Here is a 17,630-nt window from a genome sequence, read left to right as displayed (position 1 = left end):
ACCGAGGAGGCGCCCCGATGGCGAGGACCAGCGGCCGTGCCCGTGCGGTGCCCGGCTCCGCGCTCGACGCGCTGCACTTCGCGCTGGACCGCACCAGCCCGGTGCCGCTCTACTACCAGCTCGCCCAGCAGTTGGAGGCGGCGATCGAGCAGGGGGCGCTCGCGCCGGGCAACCTCCTGGGCAACGAGATCGACCTGTCGACGCGCCTCGGGCTGTCCCGCCCGACGGTCCGCCAGGCGATCCAGTCGCTCGTCGACAAGGGCCTGCTGGTGCGCCGCCGCGGGGTGGGCACGCAGGTCGTGCACAGCCAGGTGAAGCGGCCGCTGGAGCTCAGCAGCCTGTACGACGATCTGGAGGCGGCCGGACAGGGACCCACCACGGACGTCGTGCGCAACGAACGGGTGCCGGCGACCGCGGACGTCGCGGCCGCGCTCGGCATCGCGGAGGGCAGCGAGGTCACCGTGCTGGAGCGGCTGCGCGCCACGCACGGGCAGCCGGTGGCGTTCCTGTGCAACTACCTGCCGCCGGCCCTGCTGGACCTCGACACGGAACGCCTGGAGTCGACCGGCCTGTACCGGCTGCTGCGCGCGGCGGGCATCACCCTGCACAGCGCCCGCCAGACCATCGGCGCCCGCTCCGCCACCGCCGAGGAGGCCGCCCTGCTCGCGGAGCAGGAGGGGGCGGCCGTGCTGACCATGCAGCGCACGGCGTACGACGACACCGGCCGGCCGGTCGAGTACGGGACGCACATCTACCGCGCGTCCCGGTACGCGTTCGACTTCCAGCTGCTGGTCAGACCCTGAGGGCTCGTCCGGGCCCCGGGACCTACCTCGGCGCCATGCGCAGCGCGCCGTCCATCCGGATGGTCTCCCCGTTGAGGTAGTCGTGGTCGACGATCGACAGCGCCAGCCGGGCGTACTCCTCGGGCCGGGCCAGCCGGCGCGGGAAGGGCACCCCGGCCGCGAGCCCGGCGCGGAACTCCTCCGACACGGTGGCCAGCATCGGCGTCTCCACGATGCCCGGGGCGATGGTGCACACCCGGATGCCGTACTGCGCGAGGTCGCGCGCGGCAGGCAGGGTCAGACCGACCACCCCGCCCTTGGAGGACGAGTAGGCCGCCTGGCCGATCTGGCCGTCGTACGCGGCGATGGAGGCGGTGTTGACGATGACGCCCCGCTGGCCGTCCGCGTCGGCCTCGGTCTCGGCGATGGCCTCGGAGGCGAGCGCGAGCACGTTGAAGGTGCCGATCAGGTTGATCTGGATCACCTTGGCGTACAGGCCCAGGTCGTGCACGCCCTTCTTGCCGAGGATCCGCGCCGACGGTCCGATGCCCGCGCAGTTGACCACCGTGCGCAGCGGGACGCCGGAGCCGGCCGCGACGGCGACCGCCGCGCGCACCTGCTCGGGGTCGGTGACGTCGGCCGGGACGTAGGTGACGCCGTCGACCTCGGGCGCCTTGTCGACGCCGTCCTTGAGGTCGAGGGCGAAGACCCGGGCGCCACGCCCGGCGAGGGCCTTCGCGGTGGCCGCGCCGAGGCCGGACGCACCGCCGGTGACGAGGGCGGCGGTGTTCTCGAGCTGCATCATCACTCCTTGCCGAGGACGGTGAGCACACCGCCCTCGTCGCGGTCCAGCGCACGGGAGATGATCATGCGCTGGATCTGGTTGGTTCCTTCGAAGATCTGCATGACCTTGGCCTCGCGCATGTAGCGCTCCACCGGGAAGTCACGGGTGTACCCGTACCCCCCGAGGACCTGCACGGCGTCCGTGGTCACCTTCATGGCGTTGTCCGTGGCCACGAGTTTGGCGATCGACGCCTCCCGTGTGAAGGGCAGGCCGAGGTCCTTCAACCGGGCGGCGGACAGCGCGGCGGCCCGTGCCGACTCGATCGCGGCGCTCATGTCGGCGAGGACGAACGCCAGGCCCTGGTGCTCGATGATCGGCTTGCCGAAGGTCTCCCGCTCGCGGGCGTAGCGCACCGCGTGGTCCAGGGCGCCCTGGGCGAGCCCGGTGGCGACCGCGGAGATGCCCAGGCGGCCGCAGTCGAGGGAGGCGAGAGCGATCTTCAACCCCTGTCCCTCCTCCCCGATCCGGCGCTCCACGGGCACCCGGACGTCGTCGAGCCGCATGGTCGCGGTCGCCGAGCCCGTCAGGCCCATCTTCCGCTCCGGCGGGTCGGCGCTCAGCCCGGGGGTGTCCGCCGGGATCAGGAAGCAGGAGACGCCGTGGGTGCGGTCGTCGGAGGTGCGGGCCATGACCGTGTAGAAGTCGGCGTAACCGCCGTGGGTGGTCCAGGCCTTGGCGCCGTTCAGGACGTAGCCGTCCCCGTCGCGCACCGCGCGGGTGAGCATCGCCGCGGGATCGGAGCCGGCGTGCGGCTCGGACAGACAGTACGCGCCGAGCAGCTCACCGCCGATCATGTCCGGCAGCCACCTGCGCCGCTGCTCCTCGGTGCCGAACCGGGCCAGCGGGAAGCAGGACAGGGCGTGCACGGAGATGCCCACGGCGACGCTCGACCAGACGGCGGCGACCTCCTCCAGCACCTGGAGGTAGACCTCGTAGGGCTGGTCCGCGCCGCCGGCCTCCTCGGCGAAGGGCAGCCCGAGCAGGCCGCTGCGCCCGAGGGTGCGGAAGACGTCCCGGGGGAAGGCCCCGTCCGCCTCCGCGTCGGCGACCCGGGGTGCGAGTTCCTTGGCGGCGAGGGTCCGCGTGAGCTGGATGAGCTCGACGGCTTCCTCGGACGGCAGGGCGCGAGTGGCAGGCATGGTGACCTCCACGTAGGAGTGCTGGCAGTACCGGAAATGATACTGCGGTGTGTACGAACGTATCATTAAGCGTACGCCAGCGGGGTGCCCGGAGGTATCCCGCGAACGAGTCGGGTGAGCGGCGTGAGGGGCCGGGCGGCCCGGAGACGGCGGAGGCGGAGGCGGAGGCGGCGCCAGAGGTCAGGACGAGACGGCGTGCACGATCAGCGAGGCGAGCTGTTCGTACGCCTCCGCGTCGGTCAGCCCGGTGCGCGCCTTGAGCTCGCCCTGCTGGATCTGCCGCATGGTCGCGGCGGCGACCTCGCCGACGAACGCGGTGTGCACCTCGCGGAAGGCCCCGTCGGAGACTCCTTCGGCGATCAGCCGGCGCACCCGCTCCGCGGCCATCCGCGTGTTGGCCTCGTACACCTCACGGGCGGGCGGGAAGTCCGCCACGTCCTCCAGGAACCGGCGCGAGAGCGGACGCAGCTGTTCGGCCACGGCGGTCAGGTACACGCGGACGCGGTCCGAGGGGTCGACCGTTTGCGCCACCCGCTTCTCGACGGCCTCGGTCGCCCCCCGGAAGTAGTGCTTGACGGCCTCCACCACCAGGCCCTGCTTGCTGCGGGCGAGCTGGTAGAGCGTCGTCTTGGAGCAGCGCAGCCGCTCGGCGAGGTCGTCCAGGGTGAAGTCCGAGAACCCCTCCGCCGTGAGCAGCGCGACGAGTCTCTCCAACAGGTCGGCCTGTCGGGCGGTGCGGCGGGGGGACGGCATGATCCCAGCGTAGCCTTTTCGGTTACTCCCCGGTCACCGACCGGGCCTCAGTGCGCGGCGTCCAGCCGGGGGCGCTGGTCCGCGGTCAGCTCCAGGCCGACGGCGGCCAGGTTCTCCTCCAGCTGCGCCACCGACGACGCCCCGGCCAGCGGAACGATCGGCAGCTCCCCGCCCAACTGCCAGGCCGGCACGACCTGGTTGACGCTCGCCCCCCGTCTCGCGCGCGACCTCGCCCAGCACGGCGAGCCGGGCCGGGGCGCCTGGCAACGGCATAGCCGCGCCTCGTTCGGATCGCCACCGGTTCCGGCCGACGGCTGCCACGACGCGACGCGGCGCCCCTCCACCGCAAGGATCAGTCCCGGGCGGCCGGCCGCAGGAAGCGGATCACGGGGTGGCCGGGGTCGTGGGTGACTTCGGCGCGGACGCCGTAGACCCGCTCGATGAGGGCGGGGGTGAGGACCTCGGCCGGGGCGCCTTCCGCGACGGCGCGGCCGTCGCACAGGACGAGCAGGCGGTCGCAGTACATCGCGGCGAGGTTGAGGTCGTGCAGGGCGACCACGGTGGTGACCGGCAGCCTCGCGACGAGGTCCAGCAGGTCGAGCTGGTGCTGGATGTCGAGGTGGTTGGTGGGTTCGTCGAGGAGGAGCTCGCGGGGTTCCTGGGCGAGGGCGCGGGCGATCTGGGTGCGCTGGCGCTCACCGCCGGACAGGGTGTGCCAGGACCGGGCGGCGAGGCCGGTCAGTCCGGTGCGTGCCAGGGCTTCGGTGACGGCCGCGGTGTCGGCGGCCGAGGCCGGTGCCCAGGCTCGGCGGTGCGGGATGCGGCCCAGGGCGACGACGTCACGGACGGTCAGTTCGGTCTGGGTGTGGGCGTGCTGCTCGACGGTGGCGACGCGACGGGCAGTGGCCCGGCGGCCGGCCTCGGACAGGGGGCGTCCGTCCAGGGTGACGACCCCGGCGGTGGGTGCGAGGGTCCCGGCGAGGAGCCTCAACAGCGTTGACTTGCCCGAGCCGTTGGGGCCGAGCAGGCCGACGGTCTCGCCTGGCTTCAGCGTGAGGGTGACGCCGTCGACGACCGTCCGGTCGCCCATGCGCCGGGCGACGCGGTCCGCGTGCAGACTGGTCACGTCCTTCTCCGTCCGCGGTGGAGCACGGCCACGAACGCCGGCACGCCGATCAGGGACGTCACCACGCCCACCGGGACCTCCTGGGGGTCGAGGACGGTACGGGCGGCGGTGTCCACCCACACCAGGAAGACCGCTCCGGTCAGGGCCGTGACCGGCAGGAGGCGGGCGTGACCGGAACCGGTGAGCGCACGGGTCGTGTGGGGCAGGACCAGGCCGACGAAGCCGATGGCGCCGGCACAGCTGACCAGGGCCGCGGTGAGCAGCGCGGTCACGCACAGCAGGAGCAGCCGGGTGCGGGCGACGCGGACCCCGAGTGAGGCGGCGGCCTCCTCGCCGAAAGCGAACGCGTCCAGGGTGCGGGCGTGGCCCAGACAGACCAGGAGGGCGACGGCCAGGACGCTCGTGCAGAGCAGCACCTGGCCCCAGTCCGCGCCCGTGAGGGAGCCCAGCAGCCAGAACAGCACGCCCCGGGTGGTCTCGGCGTCGGCAGAGGTCAGCACGATGAACGAGGTCAGCGCGGAGAACAGTTGCATGGCCGCGACCCCGGACAGCACGACCCGGTCGACGCTGTCGCCGAGGGTGTGGCTGAGCAGCAGCACCAGCGCGAAGGACAGCAGCGCTCCGAGGAAGGCGCCCGCCGACAGGGAGACGGCTCCCCCGCCCACCCCCAGCACGACCACGGCGACGGCACCCGTGGACGCGCCGGAGGACACCCCGAGCACGAACGGGTCGGCCAACGGGTTGCGCAGCAGCGACTGCATGACGGCCCCGCACACGGCGAGCCCGGCCCCGCACACGGCGGCGAGCAGGGTCCGGGGCATGCGCAGGTCCCACACGATGCCGTCGCGCAGCGGCGCCAAGGCGCCCTGTCCGAGGCCCAGATGTGCCGCGACGGACGCCCACACATCCGCCGTGGAGATGTCGGCGGGGCCGATCGTCACGGCGACCGCGACCGATGCGAGCAGCGCGAGCAGTCCGCCGCCGGTCAGCAGCAGCAGGCGGGTGCTCACTTGGCGAGCCCGAAGTCCCGCAGCCCGGCGGCGACCTTCTCGATCCCTTCGACCGTACGGATGGACGGGTTCATCGCCTGCCCGCTGAGCAGGACGTACCGCTTCTTCCTCACCGCGGTCAGGTGACGGGTGGCGGGGTTGGTCTCCAGGAAGCGGATCTTGGCCTGCGCGGTCTCCGCGGTCTGCTGCCTGCGGGTCAGGTCGCCGATCACGATGACGTCCGGGTCGCGGTCGGCGACCGTCTCCCAGCTGATCTGGGGCCACTCGTCATGGGTGTCGGCGAAGGCGTTCCTCGCGCCGACCGCGCGGGTGACGGCGCCCGGCGCGCCGCAGCAGCCGGCCAGGTAGGGCGACTGGGAGTTGGCGAACCAGTACATCAGGGAGACGTCGGAGGCGTGCAGTCCGGCGGTGGCCCTGCGCACCCTCTGCCGCGACGCGGCGACGAGTTCCTCGCCGCGCTCCTCGACGCCGAACGCCCGTGCCAGGTCACGGATTTCGTCGTACATGACGTCCAGCGTGAGCGGTGTGCTGCGCGATCCGTCGCCCCCGCTGTCGTTGTCCTTGCCCGCCGAGCAGTCGGAGGGCGAAACATAGGTGGGCACGCCCAGCTTCTCGAACTGCGCGCGGGTGGCGACGCCGCCCTTGCCGAGGGTGGAGACGAACGACGCGGTGACGAAGTCGGGTTCGGCGTCCAGGACCCTCTCGAAGGAGGGCGCGTCGTCCGCGAGCCGCGGCACGGACGCGTTGGCCTTCTCCAGCCCCTTCATCACCGGGTCGGTCCAGGTCGCCGTGCCGGCCATGCGGTCGCCGAGACCGAGGGAGAGCAGGATCTCCGTGGTCCCCTGGTTCAGGGAGACGGCCCGCTTCGGGGCCGACTCCAGGGTGACCTTGTGGCCGCAGTTGTCGATGGTCACCGGGTAGCCCGCAGCGGCGGACTTCCCAGGGCTCTCGGAGCCGCTCCCGGAGCCGCCGCAGGCGGTGAGCAGCAGGACGGACGCGAGGAGGAGCGCGGGGGTACGGAGCACGGGCATGCCTCGGGGGTCGGGGCTCGTACGCGGAGCCTGGCCTACGGACGTCCCCCCGCGCGGGACGCGGAGGCACCAGCAGGTCTTCGGACTCGGGTTCGTCCGGACGGGGCGCCTTCCCGGTCTCCCAGTGGCGTTCCGTGCCCCGCCCGTCCCCCTCACCGCTGCGCGTCAGTTCCGGGTTCGCACCGGATTCCCTGGCCTCGGATGTGGCTCGACTGGCCCGATGAGGCTATCAAGCGCGTCGCACGGTCGGTTCATGCGATCGGTCGGTTCATGCGATCGGTCACGGGTGCGGGACGAACGTGCCGGTGCTCTGCTCGATCCGCGGGGACCGGCCGGCGGGACCGCAGGACGCGGCGCCCGCCCGCGATGGGCGGTCAGCCGACCGCTGTGGCGAAGATGTGCATGGCAACCTGGCCCGACACCGCGTCGGGGCCCACGTTCGGCAGGGTCAGGTAGGCCACGGTCTTGCCTGCCTGGAGCGGCACGGTGGCGGCGTACACGCTGACCCTCTGCTGGACCTTGCCGCCGCCGCTGTTGAGGTAGTCGGTGGTGGCGACGATCTCGCTGCCGTCGGCCGCACTGTTGCTCCACCAGTCGGAGAAGGACAGGGTGCAGCGCCGGCTGGTGCCGTCGGTGTAGGTGATCAGGCCGGTGCCGGAGGCGTTGCCGTAGTCGGCGGTACCGAGGAAGCCGAGCCTGGTTGTTGGCGAACAGGGCGTTGATGCCGTGCTGCCCCTCGCTCCAGTACGAGTATTGCTGCAGGCCCAGTCGGGGGACGGCGGGCGCGCTGTTGGTGCGCGGCATCGTCGGGGAGCAGCCGCTCGGGGGCGCGCCCAGGGGGCCTGCGCCGCACGGCTGCGGGTGACACCGGGTCTGTCTGCGGGGCCAGGCCCGCACGGTGCGTGCCTGGCCCCGGCCCGTCAGTTCTCCAGGCGCCAGCGCTGGTTGGCGCCTCCCGAGCAGCTCCACAGCTGGGCTTTCGTCCCGTTGGCGGTTGCCTGGCCGCTGGCGTCCAGGCAGAGCCCCGACTGCGCTGCTGTGATCGTGCCGTCGGAGTTGACGTTCCATTGCTGGTCCGCCTGTCCGCTGCAGTCCCAGATCGCCGCCGGGGCGCCGTTGCCCGCCCCCTGGCCGACGCCCAGGCACTTGTTGCCGTAGACGACCAGCTGCTTCGCTGCGGTGAGGGTCCACCGTTGGTTGGAGCCGCCGTTGCAGTCCCACAGTTGTGCCTGCGTGCCGTTGGCCGTGGTGGAGTTGTTGATGTCGAGGCAGCGCCCCGACTGCTGGCCGACGATCTTCTGGTTGCCGGAGGACGGCGGCGGGTTCGAGCCGAACTGTGTGAAGAACTGCCACACCGCGGCCGATGTCCAGGTGCGCCATCCGTCACCGGTGGATCCGTCTATGGGACCGGGGTCGTGGCCCGCTCCGTCGAACGCGGCCCAGACGACGGGATATCCGGACCTGCATCCGGAGTAGGAGGTGATGATGTGCGTCAGGCTTCCGTTGGCCGGCTCGGGCGGGTTCTGCCGGGTGCAGCCGTTGGCCCGGACGAACGTGTCACGCAGTTCCCGTCCCGCCGAGATGGGCAGCACGTTGTCCCTGATGCCGTGCAGACCCATGTAGGCGATGGGCTGGCTGCCGCCGTTGCACCCGCTGAGGTTCGCGCCGGAGTAGACCGCGACCGCGCGGAAGACCGTCGCCCGGGAGCAGGCGAGGGCGTACGACATCGCGCCGCCGTAGCTGAAGCCGGCGGAGAACACCTGGGTGGTGTCGACGCACAGACCTGCGCCTATCTGGCTGACCATGGCGTCGACGAAGGCCACGTCCTGGCCGCCGGAGTTGGCCCAGCCGTTGCCGATGCCCTGCGGGGCGACGAAGATCGTGCTGTTGTTCGCGTTGTCCGCCAGGCGCCTCAGGCCGTAGTAGGACCAGTTGTACCCGTCCGTACCGCCCGAGTCGACGTCGTTGGCCGTGCCGCCGCGCCAGTGGAAACCGAAGACCAGCCGGTAGGGGTGGTTGCTGTCGTAGCCGGCAGGAACCCGCAGTATGTAACTGCGGGTCTGGCCGCCGCTCTGCATCGTGTGCGTACCGCTCGTCAGCGTGGGGGCCTTGCCGCAGCCGGCGGTCGCCCGGAGGGCGCCGGCGGTCGGGGGCGGCGCGGGCGCGCCGAGGACGCTGCTGAACGAGGTGCCCGCAGTTGTCAGGACGAGAAGTACCGCAGCCACGATGGCCATCAGGAGCGGTTTGCGTTTCATACACGCCTTCTTCCGTGGTCGAGGGATGGTCAGGGAGCTCCGGTCGGTTCGCCCGGGGCGGACCCCCTGCCGGGCGGGAGCGACGTTGCCGTGGCGGCGGCGACCGGGGCAGGGGACGGACGCCTCGGCAGGCGGGCCGCGGGGCGGCGGCAGCGATCGGCTGGACGCCGCGGGGCCAGGGCACCGCCCAGCGCCCAGACGTCCGCCATGGCGCCGGGGCCCGGGCCCTGGGCCGTGTTGCGGGAGAACGCACGGGAGAACACCCGCATGGCACCGGGGCAGGTCTCGGGGCGGTCCTTCAGACGTGCCGGAGGACCGCCCCCGCCGGTGGGGGCGGCTCAGCGGTAGCCGGCCGCCGCGATGTCGGCCTGTACCGCGTTGTCGGTCGCGTCGGAGGGGTAGCCGGCGACGATCGCTCCTTCGTAGAAGGTGCCGGCGCTGAGGTTGGCGCCGCCGCCGGGCTTGCAGCAGTCGCCGCCGCTCCCGAGGACGATGGCTCCCTGTTTCCTCATGGGGCTGTACCCGCCGGGGAGCCCGCCGTCGTACAGGGTCGTGAGGCCGCCGGACTGCGCGTTGCCGCCCTTGAGGGCGAACCTCGACGTCCCGTTGTTCTTCAGCATCGCGGTGACGAACTTGCTGGCGAACGCCCGCTGGTTGGGGTTCCAGGACTGGCTTCCGCCGGAGTACAGGCCCCACTCGAGATCGGCCTGCACCCAGGGGCCGGTGCCTGCGCAGCCGCCGAACCAGCACTGGGTGCCGAAGTTGATCGCGTCCATCGCCCCGGCGGCGTCGGCCTTCCTCGTCGTCTCGCTGTTGCCGTAGTCGAAGCAGCAGCCGGCGTTGACGTGGGTGCCGCTGGTCACCACGTACGCCCCTTCGGGCGCGCTGCCGGTCGGCACGCCCGTCAGGTGACCGTCCCGCCAGTAGCTGTTCCCGGGGTTGATGTACAGCGAGTACGCCTTGGCGCCTCCCGCGGTCAACGACTCGGTGGTCGCCTTCGCGGGGCTGCTCTGACTCGATCCGGGGACCTGGGTCGATCCCTGGTACCACAGGTCGTTGCCGTGTCCGGACTGGTCGCGGACGACCGTGATCACGCACGTGGTACCCGCGCAGAACGAGTCCTGCGCCGCCGCGTCGACGAAGCCGCCGGCCGCCGCCACGCCGATGTCCCTGGTCGCGTTGTCCGAGGAGCGCCTGACCTGGTACAGCGGGCCGTTGTACGCACCGAGGAGCGCCCGCACCGTGCTGTGCGCGGCCACGCACGGCGTACCGCCCGCGGAGTAGATGTCGCACGGACGGCCCGATCCGCCGGGCGGAGGCGCCGGGGTGCTCCACTTCTGGTTGCTCTGGCCGTTGCAGTTCCACAGGACGACCGCGGTGCCATTGGCCGTGCCCGCCCCGTTGACGTCCAGGCACAAGCCGGAGCGGACCCCGGTGACGGACCCGTCGGGGTTCTGTCGCCACATCTGGTTCGGCTGCCCGTCGCACGACCGGATGACCACCGGGGTTCCCTGAGCCGTCCGGTTGTCGTCCACGCACCGGGTGCCGCCCATCGTCCTCAGCTCACCCGCCGACGTGAACGCGAACGCCTGATTGGCCTGGGCGTTGCAGTCCCAGATGTCCAACGCCGTTCCCGGCGTGTCGACGTTGCCCCTGACGTCCAGACACCGCCCCGACGCCGCGCTCACCAGGGGTGCCGACGCCGTCGGCGCCGACCAGGTCGGCGTGGCGGCCAGCAGCATGGCCAGCAGTGCCGTCACGCACACGGCGGCGGCCGCCGGTACACGTCGTCCGAGAGCCGCGGGGCTTCGGGGTCGAACGGATGAAGGCTGCATTCTGTTCCTTGCGTATGTGGGGGAAAGGGACAGAGAGTGCCGTGCCTGCCCGAAGGGGGCCAGGACGCCCGAGAGGGCTCACGAAGAACCCTTAGACATCCCATGTCGTTAGTGATTCCATACGCCATTCTTCGTGTCAATAGCCGCGTCTCTTCCGGCCTGAACTCGCCATCCATCCCATGTCCTTGCCCGGTCAGGCCGCAGTGACGGTGCGGCGGAACCCACGTCCGGCGACAGCCGCCGTGCCGGGTGCGGGGGTTCGTTCCGGACGCGGGGGTTCGTTACGGTCCACCGAAGCGATCCGGCGGCAAGGGCGCGCCCAAGGCCGGTCACCTCACCCGAGGCCGACCACCCGACTCCTCCGCGGTCCCGCCGCCGAACGGCGCGTTGACGGTGTCGTAGCCCCAGGAGTTGTTGATCCACGCGGGCTGCCGCATGGTGACGGTTCTGCCGCTGATCGACTGGACCGGCGTGCAACGGTCAGTGAGGGAGTTGAGGCTCTCGATGCCCCGGCCGGGCACTGGGCGAGCAGGGCGAGCAGGGCCAAGGGAGCGGCCCACAGGCCGCGGAGCGCTCCGCCTGTGGACATCGTCATCCTCCGGTTGTGGCGCATGCGGGCCGGGTCGGGGCAGGTGCCTGCGTCCGGTCGCGGCGGCCCGTGGCCGAGGTGAGCCGGACACGGTCTGGAGCCGTGGTGCGCATGGGGCCCATCCGATCTCCCTCCCGTGCCGGCGCGACACGATCGGGTCGTGCGCGTGGCGTCGACGGACCGCAAGCGCTTCAAGGTGCCGTACTCGCAGCGAGGTTGCAGAGAGGTTCCGGGGGGAGACGGTGCTCCCGGCTTCACGGACTGTCAAGGGTGCTGAGGCTTCCCCTGCGAACGTTGTCGCGGAATCGGTTCGACGGCTGATTCCTGCGGTTCGGGGCCGGTTCGCCCGCTCGAACAGCTCCGGGACGGAGCCACGCGGACGGCGGCGGATCCGCCCGCCGCGAGGTCCGCGGTGGGGCTCGCGATGTGTCCGGCGGCCCGTCCCGGCCCACCGGGTGACTGTCCGTCATGCCGGTGAACAGGGGGTTCGGTCGCCAACCCCCTCTGCCGCACTGCCGGTCCGGGAGGCGCGGGCCGAAGCGGCGGCGGCTCGGCCCGCGCGTCCGCGCCGCCTTCGCCGCGCGGACTCCGTTGACCCCGTACCCCGCCGGTCGTAGCCTCCCGTCGAAGCGCTTGCGTGGAATCGGTTCGCCCCGCGCCTTCCGGTACGCCGTGAGAGGCGAACGCGTGACGGTCCGGGCAGCCCGACGCCGTTCCCCGCGACTCATGACACTCGGGCACCCTCGTCCGCCCGGGACCGCCGGGCGCGGGCCGACTGCGCGCCCCGCCGGGCACCGGGGTGAACCACACCGTCCGTGACGAGTCCCCGGGCGACCGCGACGCCGTACACGCCACCCCCGCCTCGGACTCGACGCCCGTGAGCCGGTCCCCGACGGTTCCCCGGAACGATCGAGGGGCCATTTCAGATGTCCTCTGAAATGGCCCCTGATCTGCGACTTCGTAAAGTCGGGACGACAGGATTTGAACCTGCGACCCCTTGACCCCCAGTCAAGTGCGCTACCAAGCTGCGCCACGTCCCGGTGCGCTGCCCACGGTGTTCGCCGTGTGATCGCGCGAACAGCACTTTACCCCACCCGGGGCGCTGCGCCGAAGAGGGCCCGGGCGCGGGACAATCGACGTATGGACCGTTTGGGCAGCACAGCAGGCACGGGCGGCGGCCGGGACGCCGGGAAGCGGGACCGGGACGGCGAGGGGCGGGCGCGCAGCGCACGGCCCCGGGACGGGCTCGGGCGGCCCCTGCCGTACGGCGCGGCCGGTGTGGAACGGCAGCCGGAAGGGATCGTCCGCACCCCGCGGGAGACGGTCGGCGAGGCGCAGGCGCTGCTGGACGCGGGGAAGCCGTTCCACGCGCACGAGGTCTTCGAGGACGCCTGGAAGTCGGGCCCCGACGGCGAGCGCGCCCTGTGGCGCGGGCTCGCCCAGCTCGCGGTGGGGCTCACGCACGCGGCCCGGGGGAACCTGACGGGCGGGGCTCGGCTGCTGCGGCGCGGCGCCGGGGCCGTCGAGGAGTGGGCCGCGTCCGCGGGCGAGGAGCGGCCGTACGGGATGGATCTCGCCGGGCTGGCCCGGTGGGCGGGCGAGCTGGCGGATTCGGTGGAACGGACCGGCGCGGCCGTGGACGCGAGGGCAGTGGCGCCGCGGCTGGGCTGACCCGGCAGGGTCGCTGTCGGTGCGGTACGGCAGACTCCTGGTGTGCGAAGGATTCATGTCATCGGTATCGGCGCGGGCGACCCCGACCAGCTGACCCTGCAGGCGGTGCGGGCGCTGAGGAGCACGGACGTCTTCTTCGTCCTGGACAAGGGCGAGGTGAAGAGCGATCTGACGCGGCTGCGCCACGACATGCTGGACGCGCACCTGCCGCAGGGCGGCTACCGGGTGGTCGAGGCGCGGGATCCGGAGCGCGACCGCCGGGCCGGCGGCGCGGCCTACTCCCCCGCCGTCGGCGACTGGCGCAGCGCCCGTGCCGACATCTACGAACGGCTGATCGCCGAGGAGCTGGGCGAGGACGAGAGCGGCGCGTTCCTGGTGTGGGGCGACCCCGCGCTGTACGACAGCACGCTGGGCGTCCTTCAGGAGGTGCTGGCCCGGGGCGCGGTGGCCTTCGAGTACGACGTCGTCCCCGGGATCAGCAGCGTCTCGGCGCTCGCCGCCCGGCACCGCACGGGCCTGAACCGGGTGGCGCGGCCGGTGCAGATCACGACGGGCCGGCGGCTCGCGGAGGGCTTCCCCGAGGGGGTGGACGACGTGGTGGTGATGCTGGACGCCCACCAGACCTTCCGGCGGTTCGCCGAGGAGGACGTCGACATCTACTGGGGCGCGTACATAGGCACCCCGGACGAGATCCTCGTCTCGGGTCCGATCGCCGAGGCCGGACCGCGCATCGAGCGGCTGCGCGCCGAGGCCCGCGAGCGCAAGGGCTGGATCATGGACACCTATCTGCTGCGCCGCAACCCGGCCCAGGAATAGGAGTCCGGGCGGTCCTCCCCCTGCCGGGGTCAGCGCAGCAGCAGTTGCAGGCCGCCCACGACCGTGGCCGCGATCACCAGTTGCTCGAACAGCCGCTGGTTGATGCGGTGCACCGCCCAGGTGCCGAGGAGCGCGCCGGGGACGACGAACACGACGAGCGCGGCGTCCAGGAACAGGGACCGGCCGTCGATCAGGCCGAGGCCGGCGCTGAACGGCACCTTCGAGACGTTGACGATCAGGAAGAAGAAGGCGGAGGTGCCGAGGAAGCCGAGTTTGCGGAAGCCGGCCGAGAGCAGGTACATCGACATCACCGGGCCGCCCGCGTTGGCGACCATCGTGGTGAAGCCGCCGAGGACGCCGTAGGAGCGGGCCTTGATCCGGCCGGCCCGGGTGACCACGGCGTCCGGTCCGTCCGCCGTGTCGGCCGTGCGGCGGCGCCACATCGTGACGGCCGCCATCAGCAGCAGGATCGCGCCGATGGACGTCCGCACGACCCCGTCGTCGGCCCACACCAGGAAGAGCGTCCCGACGACCACGCCGGCCGCGACCGCCGGGAACAGCCGCCACAGCGTGGGCCAGTGGGCGTGCCGCCGGTAGGTGAGGACGGCCAGGACGTCGCCCGCGATCAGGATCGGCAGCAGGACGCCCGTGGAGGCCTTGGCGGGCAGGATCGCCGCGAAGATCGCGAGGCTGACCGTGTTGGCCCCGCTGACGGCCGTCTTGGAGAAGCCGACCAGCAGGGCCGCCAGCGCGAGCGCTGCGAACTCCCAACCGGTGATGTGCCACAACGTCATCGTGTTCATGCGGAGGCCGATGCTACGCACATCCATCGCACGGCCCCACGCCCGTCTCGACTGGTGGCCGGGGTGAGCCCGGTCAGTGCCTCTCGACCAGCACCGCGCTGCCCTGGCCGACGCCCACGCACATCGTGGCCAGCCCGCGCTCCGCTCCCGTACGGCGCATGCGGTGCAGCAGCGTGGTGAGGATGCGGGCGCCCGAACAGCCCAGCGGGTGGCCGAGGGCGATCGCTCCGCCGCTCGCGTTGACCAGGTCGGGGTCGATGCCCAGCTGGTCGACGCAGGCGAGCACCTGGGCGGCGAACGCCTCGTTGAACTCGGCCTCCTGGACGTCGGCGACGCTCCAGTCGGCGCGGGCCAGCGCCTTGCGGGTGGCGGGGACCGGTCCGATGCCCATCACGTCGGGGTGGACACCGGCGGAGGCGCCGGCGACGTAGCGCCCCAGGGACTCCAGTCCCAGCTCGTTGAGCGCCTCCTCGCTGACGAGAAGGAGTCCGGCGGCACCGTCGTTCATCGGCGAGGCGTTGCCCGCGGTGACCGTGCCGCCCTCCCGGAAGACGGGCTTGAGCTTCGCGAGCTTCTCGTAGGAGGTGTCCTCGCGGATGCCCTCGTCGGCGTCGACGACCACGCCGTCCGGGCGCCGCACGGGCAGGAGTTCGTCGTCGAAGTGGCCGTCCTTGCGGGCCAGCGCGGCCAGCCGGTGGCTGCGCAGGGCGAACTCGTCCTGGCGTTCACGCGCGATGCCGTACCGCGCGGCGACCTCCTCGGCCGTCTCCCCCATCGCGAGCAGCCCGTGCAGGTCCTTCATCGCGGGGTTGACCAGCCGCCAGCCGAGCCGGGTGTCGACGGTCTCGACGCGGTGCGGGAGGGCCTCGTCGGGGCGGGCCAGCACGAACGGCGCGCGGCTCATCGACTCGGAGCCGCCCGCGAGGACGATGTCGGCCTCGCCCGCCGCGATGGTGCGGGCCGCGGTCGTGACGGCCTCGAGCCCGGAGGCGCACAGCCGGTTCACGGTCGCGCCGGGCACGGTCTCGGGAAGGCCCGCGAGCAGGGCGGCCATCCGGGCGACGTTGCGGTTGTCCTCGCCGGCCTGGTTGGCGGCGCCCCAGTAGACGTCGTCGATGCGGGCCGGGTCGAGCGCGGGCACGTCGGCGACCAGACCGCGGATGACGGTTGCGGCGAGGTCGTCGGGGCGGATGCCGCAGAGGGCTCCGCGCAGTCTGCCGACGGGGGTGCGGCGGGCGGCCGCGAAGTGGACGGGGCGCACGACAGGACTCCTTGATTAGCACTGCTAGTTTTCGACTATAGACGCCGTTCGTGCCCCCTGGAAAGATCCCGGCCGTCCGGGAAGATCCCGGAAGCCCCCGCCGACACCGCTGGAGGAGCGATGACCCGGCACGTCCTGACCGGGACCCGCGGCACGATCTCCGTGCTCGAACGGTCCTGCCCGCGCCCCCGCCACCTCGTTCTGCTGGTGCACGGCTACGGCGAACACGCCGGCCGCTACCAGGAACTGGCCGACGTGCTGACCCGGCACGGCGCGGCCGTCTACGCCCCCGACCACATGGGGCACGGACGGTCGTCGGGCGACCGCGTGGTGATCGAGGACTTCGAGGACGTGGTCCAGGACGTGCACAGCACGGCGCGACTCGCCCACTCGGCGCACCCCGGCCTGCCCCTGGTCGTGGTCGGGCACTCGATGGGCGGCCTGATCGCGGCCCGGTACGCCCAACGCCACGGCGACGGGCTCGCCGCGCTGGTGCTCTCCGGCCCGGTGATCGGCGCCTGGGAGCTGCCCGGGCGGCTCCTCGCGCACGAGGAGATCCCCGACGTGCCCGTCAACCCGGCCGCCCTCTCCCGCGACCCGGCCGTCGGCGCCGCGTACGCGGCGGATCCGCTGGTGTGGCACGGGCCGATGAAGAGGCCGACGCTGGAGGCCTTCGTACGGACCCTGCGGACCGTGGCCGAGGCCGGCGACGTCGGCCCGCTGCCCCTGCTGTGGCTGCACGGCGACGACGACCGGCTGGTCCCGCTGCCCGGCAGCCGCGTCGGCGTGGAGCGGCTGAGCGCGGGCACGCACACGCAGCGGGTCTACCCGGGCGCGCGGCACGAGGTCTTCCACGAGACGAACAGGGCCGATGTGTTCGCGGACGTGACGGACTTCCTCGACCGCGTGCTCCCTTCCTGAGGAGAACGGGAGAAACGCCTGTTTGCAGCGGTTCGCCCGGGGCACTCGCGCCCTCATGGAGTGGTTGCGCGCTGCCGCCTGCGTGGGCGAGGATCCCGAGCTGTTCTTCCCCGTGGGCACGACCGGGCCGGCGCTGCGCGAGGCCGCCGAGGCCAAACGCGTCTGCGCCCGCTGCCCGGTGAGCGCCGACTGCCTGTCCTACGCCCTGGGCACCGCACAGACCTCGGGCGTGTGGGGCGGGACTGGCGAGGAGGAACGCGCGGAACTGCTCCGTACCGCACGGTATGACGCGAGGAGGAGGAGTTCCGTATGACTGTCGTGAAGAGCCCGCTGCCCGAACCCGCCCGCCAGGTGACCTACGACGCCCTGCAGAGCACCCTCGTGGACCTTCTCGGCCTCTCCCTGATCGGGAAGCAGGCGCACTGGAACATCGTGGGCCCCCGGTTCCGCTCGATCCACCTCCAGCTCGACGAGGTGGTCACCACCGCCCGGACGTACGCCGACACGGTCGCCGAGCGCGCCGCCGCGCTGGGGCTGCCGCCGGACGGCCGCCCGGAGACGATCGCCTCGGCGTTCACCCTGCCCGCTCCGAAGGACGGCTGGGTGCGCGACGAGGACGTCGTCCAGGTGATCGCGGAGACCCTGGGGGCGGCCATCGGACGGCTGCGCGAGCGCATCACGGCGACCGAGGAGGCCGACCCGGTCACCCAGGACCTGCTGATCGGCATCACCGCCGAGCTGGAGAAGCAGCGGTGGATGTTCGAGGCGGAGAACTGGCCGCACGAGAAGTGACC

The 17,630-nt window shown here is 72.4% G+C and carries 17 protein-coding genes, 1 tRNA gene, 1 pseudogene and 1 riboswitch; of the genes and pseudogenes, 6 read left to right on the top strand and 13 right to left on the bottom strand.

The features are described from left to right. The first annotated feature begins 17 nt into the window (after positions 1-17). Positions 18-803 carry a GntR family transcriptional regulator gene (locus ACZ7DE_RS08890; protein WP_470759052.1) on the top strand — a complete coding sequence of 262 codons (786 nt, stop codon included), beginning with the start codon at positions 18-20 and terminating at the stop codon, positions 801-803. Between the two features lie 22 nt (positions 804-825). On the opposite strand, the gene ACZ7DE_RS08885 is transcribed toward ACZ7DE_RS08890, so the two are convergent. The 11 genes and pseudogenes from ACZ7DE_RS08885 to ACZ7DE_RS08835 form a co-directional block, all read right to left on the bottom strand. Continuing rightward, the gene (locus tag ACZ7DE_RS08885; protein ID WP_470759051.1) at positions 826-1,584 is read right to left on the bottom strand and encodes an SDR family NAD(P)-dependent oxidoreductase; all 759 of its coding nucleotides are present in this window, start codon (positions 1,582-1,584) and stop codon (positions 826-828) included. A 2-nt stretch (positions 1,585-1,586) separates the two neighbouring features. Beyond that, positions 1,587-2,765, bottom strand: coding sequence for an acyl-CoA dehydrogenase family protein (locus ACZ7DE_RS08880; RefSeq protein ID WP_470759050.1), 1,179 nt, complete (start codon positions 2,763-2,765; stop codon positions 1,587-1,589). A gap of 180 nt (positions 2,766-2,945) precedes the next feature. Next, the gene (locus ACZ7DE_RS08875) at positions 2,946-3,518 is read right to left on the bottom strand and encodes a TetR/AcrR family transcriptional regulator (RefSeq protein ID WP_470759049.1); all 573 of its coding nucleotides are present in this window, start codon (positions 3,516-3,518) and stop codon (positions 2,946-2,948) included. A 47-nt stretch (positions 3,519-3,565) separates the two neighbouring features. Next, positions 3,566-3,782 (bottom strand): annotated as a pseudogene (locus ACZ7DE_RS08870) (aldo/keto reductase); the annotation flags it as partial. 88 nt (positions 3,783-3,870) lie between these two features. Then, complete coding sequence (locus ACZ7DE_RS08865) at positions 3,871-4,644, bottom strand: ABC transporter ATP-binding protein (RefSeq protein ID WP_470759048.1); 774 nt, start codon at positions 4,642-4,644, stop codon at positions 3,871-3,873. Next, complete coding sequence (locus ACZ7DE_RS08860; RefSeq protein ID WP_470759047.1) at positions 4,641-5,654, bottom strand: FecCD family ABC transporter permease; 1,014 nt, start codon at positions 5,652-5,654, stop codon at positions 4,641-4,643. Before ACZ7DE_RS08860 ends, ACZ7DE_RS08865 begins: the two co-directional genes overlap by 4 nt. Next, positions 5,651-6,685 carry an ABC transporter substrate-binding protein gene (locus tag ACZ7DE_RS08855; RefSeq protein ID WP_470759046.1) on the bottom strand — a complete coding sequence of 345 codons (1,035 nt, stop codon included), beginning with the start codon at positions 6,683-6,685 and terminating at the stop codon, positions 5,651-5,653. Before ACZ7DE_RS08855 ends, ACZ7DE_RS08860 begins: the two co-directional genes overlap by 4 nt. Before the next feature lie 54 nt (positions 6,686-6,739). After that, positions 6,740-6,917: riboswitch (cobalamin riboswitch) on the bottom strand. 142 nt (positions 6,918-7,059) lie between these two features. Then, positions 7,060-7,185, bottom strand: coding sequence for a hypothetical protein (locus ACZ7DE_RS08850; RefSeq protein ID WP_470759045.1), 126 nt, complete (start codon positions 7,183-7,185; stop codon positions 7,060-7,062). Between the two features lie 420 nt (positions 7,186-7,605). Continuing rightward, positions 7,606-8,919 carry an RICIN domain-containing protein gene (locus tag ACZ7DE_RS08845; RefSeq protein WP_470760057.1) on the bottom strand — a complete coding sequence of 438 codons (1,314 nt, stop codon included), beginning with the start codon at positions 8,917-8,919 and terminating at the stop codon, positions 7,606-7,608. 359 nt (positions 8,920-9,278) lie between these two features. Beyond that, positions 9,279-10,682 (bottom strand): arabinofuranosidase catalytic domain-containing protein, encoded by a 1,404-nt coding sequence (locus ACZ7DE_RS08840; protein ID WP_470760055.1) that lies wholly within the window; start codon positions 10,680-10,682, stop codon positions 9,279-9,281. Positions 10,683-12,330: 1,648 nt separating this feature from the next. Continuing rightward, positions 12,331-12,404 (bottom strand) — tRNA-Pro (locus ACZ7DE_RS08835). 100 nt (positions 12,405-12,504) lie between these two features. Between ACZ7DE_RS08835 and ACZ7DE_RS08830 the strand changes: the two genes are divergently transcribed. Then, positions 12,505-13,035: a DUF309 domain-containing protein gene (locus ACZ7DE_RS08830; RefSeq protein ID WP_470759044.1), complete on the top strand. Its 531-nt coding sequence runs from the start codon at positions 12,505-12,507 to the stop codon at positions 13,033-13,035. A 42-nt stretch (positions 13,036-13,077) separates the two neighbouring features. Then, on the top strand, positions 13,078-13,851 hold the full coding sequence (cobF, locus tag ACZ7DE_RS08825) for a precorrin-6A synthase (deacetylating) (protein ID WP_470759043.1): 774 nt from the start codon (positions 13,078-13,080) through the stop codon (positions 13,849-13,851). Between the two features lie 29 nt (positions 13,852-13,880). On the opposite strand, the gene ACZ7DE_RS08820 is transcribed toward cobF, so the two are convergent. Both ACZ7DE_RS08820 and ACZ7DE_RS08815 read right to left on the bottom strand, forming a co-directional pair. Next, the gene (locus ACZ7DE_RS08820) at positions 13,881-14,654 is read right to left on the bottom strand and encodes a sulfite exporter TauE/SafE family protein (protein WP_470759042.1); all 774 of its coding nucleotides are present in this window, start codon (positions 14,652-14,654) and stop codon (positions 13,881-13,883) included. A 73-nt stretch (positions 14,655-14,727) separates the two neighbouring features. After that, positions 14,728-15,915, bottom strand: coding sequence for a thiolase family protein (locus tag ACZ7DE_RS08815; protein ID WP_470759041.1), 1,188 nt, complete (start codon positions 15,913-15,915; stop codon positions 14,728-14,730). 120 nt (positions 15,916-16,035) lie between these two features. On the opposite strand from ACZ7DE_RS08815, the gene ACZ7DE_RS08810 reads away from it, so the two are divergent. The 3 genes from ACZ7DE_RS08810 to ACZ7DE_RS08800 are packed head-to-tail and all read left to right on the top strand — an operon-like array spanning position 16,036 to position 17,628. Continuing rightward, positions 16,036-16,836: an alpha/beta hydrolase gene (locus tag ACZ7DE_RS08810; RefSeq protein ID WP_470759040.1), complete on the top strand. Its 801-nt coding sequence runs from the start codon at positions 16,036-16,038 to the stop codon at positions 16,834-16,836. A gap of 55 nt (positions 16,837-16,891) precedes the next feature. After that, complete coding sequence (locus ACZ7DE_RS08805) at positions 16,892-17,149, top strand: WhiB family transcriptional regulator (protein WP_470759039.1); 258 nt, start codon at positions 16,892-16,894, stop codon at positions 17,147-17,149. After that, the gene (locus ACZ7DE_RS08800) at positions 17,146-17,628 is read left to right on the top strand and encodes a Dps family protein (protein ID WP_470759038.1); all 483 of its coding nucleotides are present in this window, start codon (positions 17,146-17,148) and stop codon (positions 17,626-17,628) included. The genes ACZ7DE_RS08805 and ACZ7DE_RS08800 overlap by 4 nt, the downstream gene beginning before the upstream one ends. Positions 17,629-17,630: the final 2 nt, after the last annotated feature.

The sequence above is a fragment of the Streptomyces sp. NPDC037083 genome, from assembly GCF_055606485.1.
The sequence above is the reverse complement of the archived record's forward strand: the minus strand, read 5'-3'. Positions and strand labels throughout refer to the sequence as shown.

What these genes read in the sequence shown, in the direction of transcription:
- ACZ7DE_RS08800 (WP_470759038.1), top strand. Translation starts at nt 17,146, where the DNA reads ATGACTGTCGTGAAGAGCCCGCTGCCCGAACCCGCCCGCCAGGTGACC.
- ACZ7DE_RS08805 (WP_470759039.1), top strand. Translation starts at nt 16,892, where the DNA reads ATGGAGTGGTTGCGCGCTGCCGCCTGCGTGGGCGAGGATCCCGAGCTG.
- ACZ7DE_RS08885 (WP_470759051.1), bottom strand. Translation starts at nt 1,584, where the DNA reads ATGCAGCTCGAGAACACCGCCGCCCTCGTCACCGGCGGTGCGTCCGGC.
- ACZ7DE_RS08840 (WP_470760055.1), bottom strand. Translation starts at nt 10,682, where the DNA reads ATGCTGCTGGCCGCCACGCCGACCTGGTCGGCGCCGACGGCGTCGGCA.
- ACZ7DE_RS08880 (WP_470759050.1), bottom strand. Translation starts at nt 2,765, where the DNA reads ATGCCTGCCACTCGCGCCCTGCCGTCCGAGGAAGCCGTCGAGCTCATC.
- ACZ7DE_RS08845 (WP_470760057.1), bottom strand. Translation starts at nt 8,919, where the DNA reads ATGGCCATCGTGGCTGCGGTACTTCTCGTCCTGACAACTGCGGGCACC.
- ACZ7DE_RS08855 (WP_470759046.1), bottom strand. Translation starts at nt 6,685, where the DNA reads ATGCCCGTGCTCCGTACCCCCGCGCTCCTCCTCGCGTCCGTCCTGCTG.
- ACZ7DE_RS08890 (WP_470759052.1), top strand. Translation starts at nt 18, where the DNA reads ATGGCGAGGACCAGCGGCCGTGCCCGTGCGGTGCCCGGCTCCGCGCTC.
- ACZ7DE_RS08830 (WP_470759044.1), top strand. Translation starts at nt 12,505, where the DNA reads ATGGACCGTTTGGGCAGCACAGCAGGCACGGGCGGCGGCCGGGACGCC.
- ACZ7DE_RS08875 (WP_470759049.1), bottom strand. Translation starts at nt 3,518, where the DNA reads ATGCCGTCCCCCCGCCGCACCGCCCGACAGGCCGACCTGTTGGAGAGA.
- ACZ7DE_RS08810 (WP_470759040.1), top strand. Translation starts at nt 16,036, where the DNA reads ATGACCCGGCACGTCCTGACCGGGACCCGCGGCACGATCTCCGTGCTC.
- ACZ7DE_RS08820 (WP_470759042.1), bottom strand. Translation starts at nt 14,654, where the DNA reads ATGAACACGATGACGTTGTGGCACATCACCGGTTGGGAGTTCGCAGCG.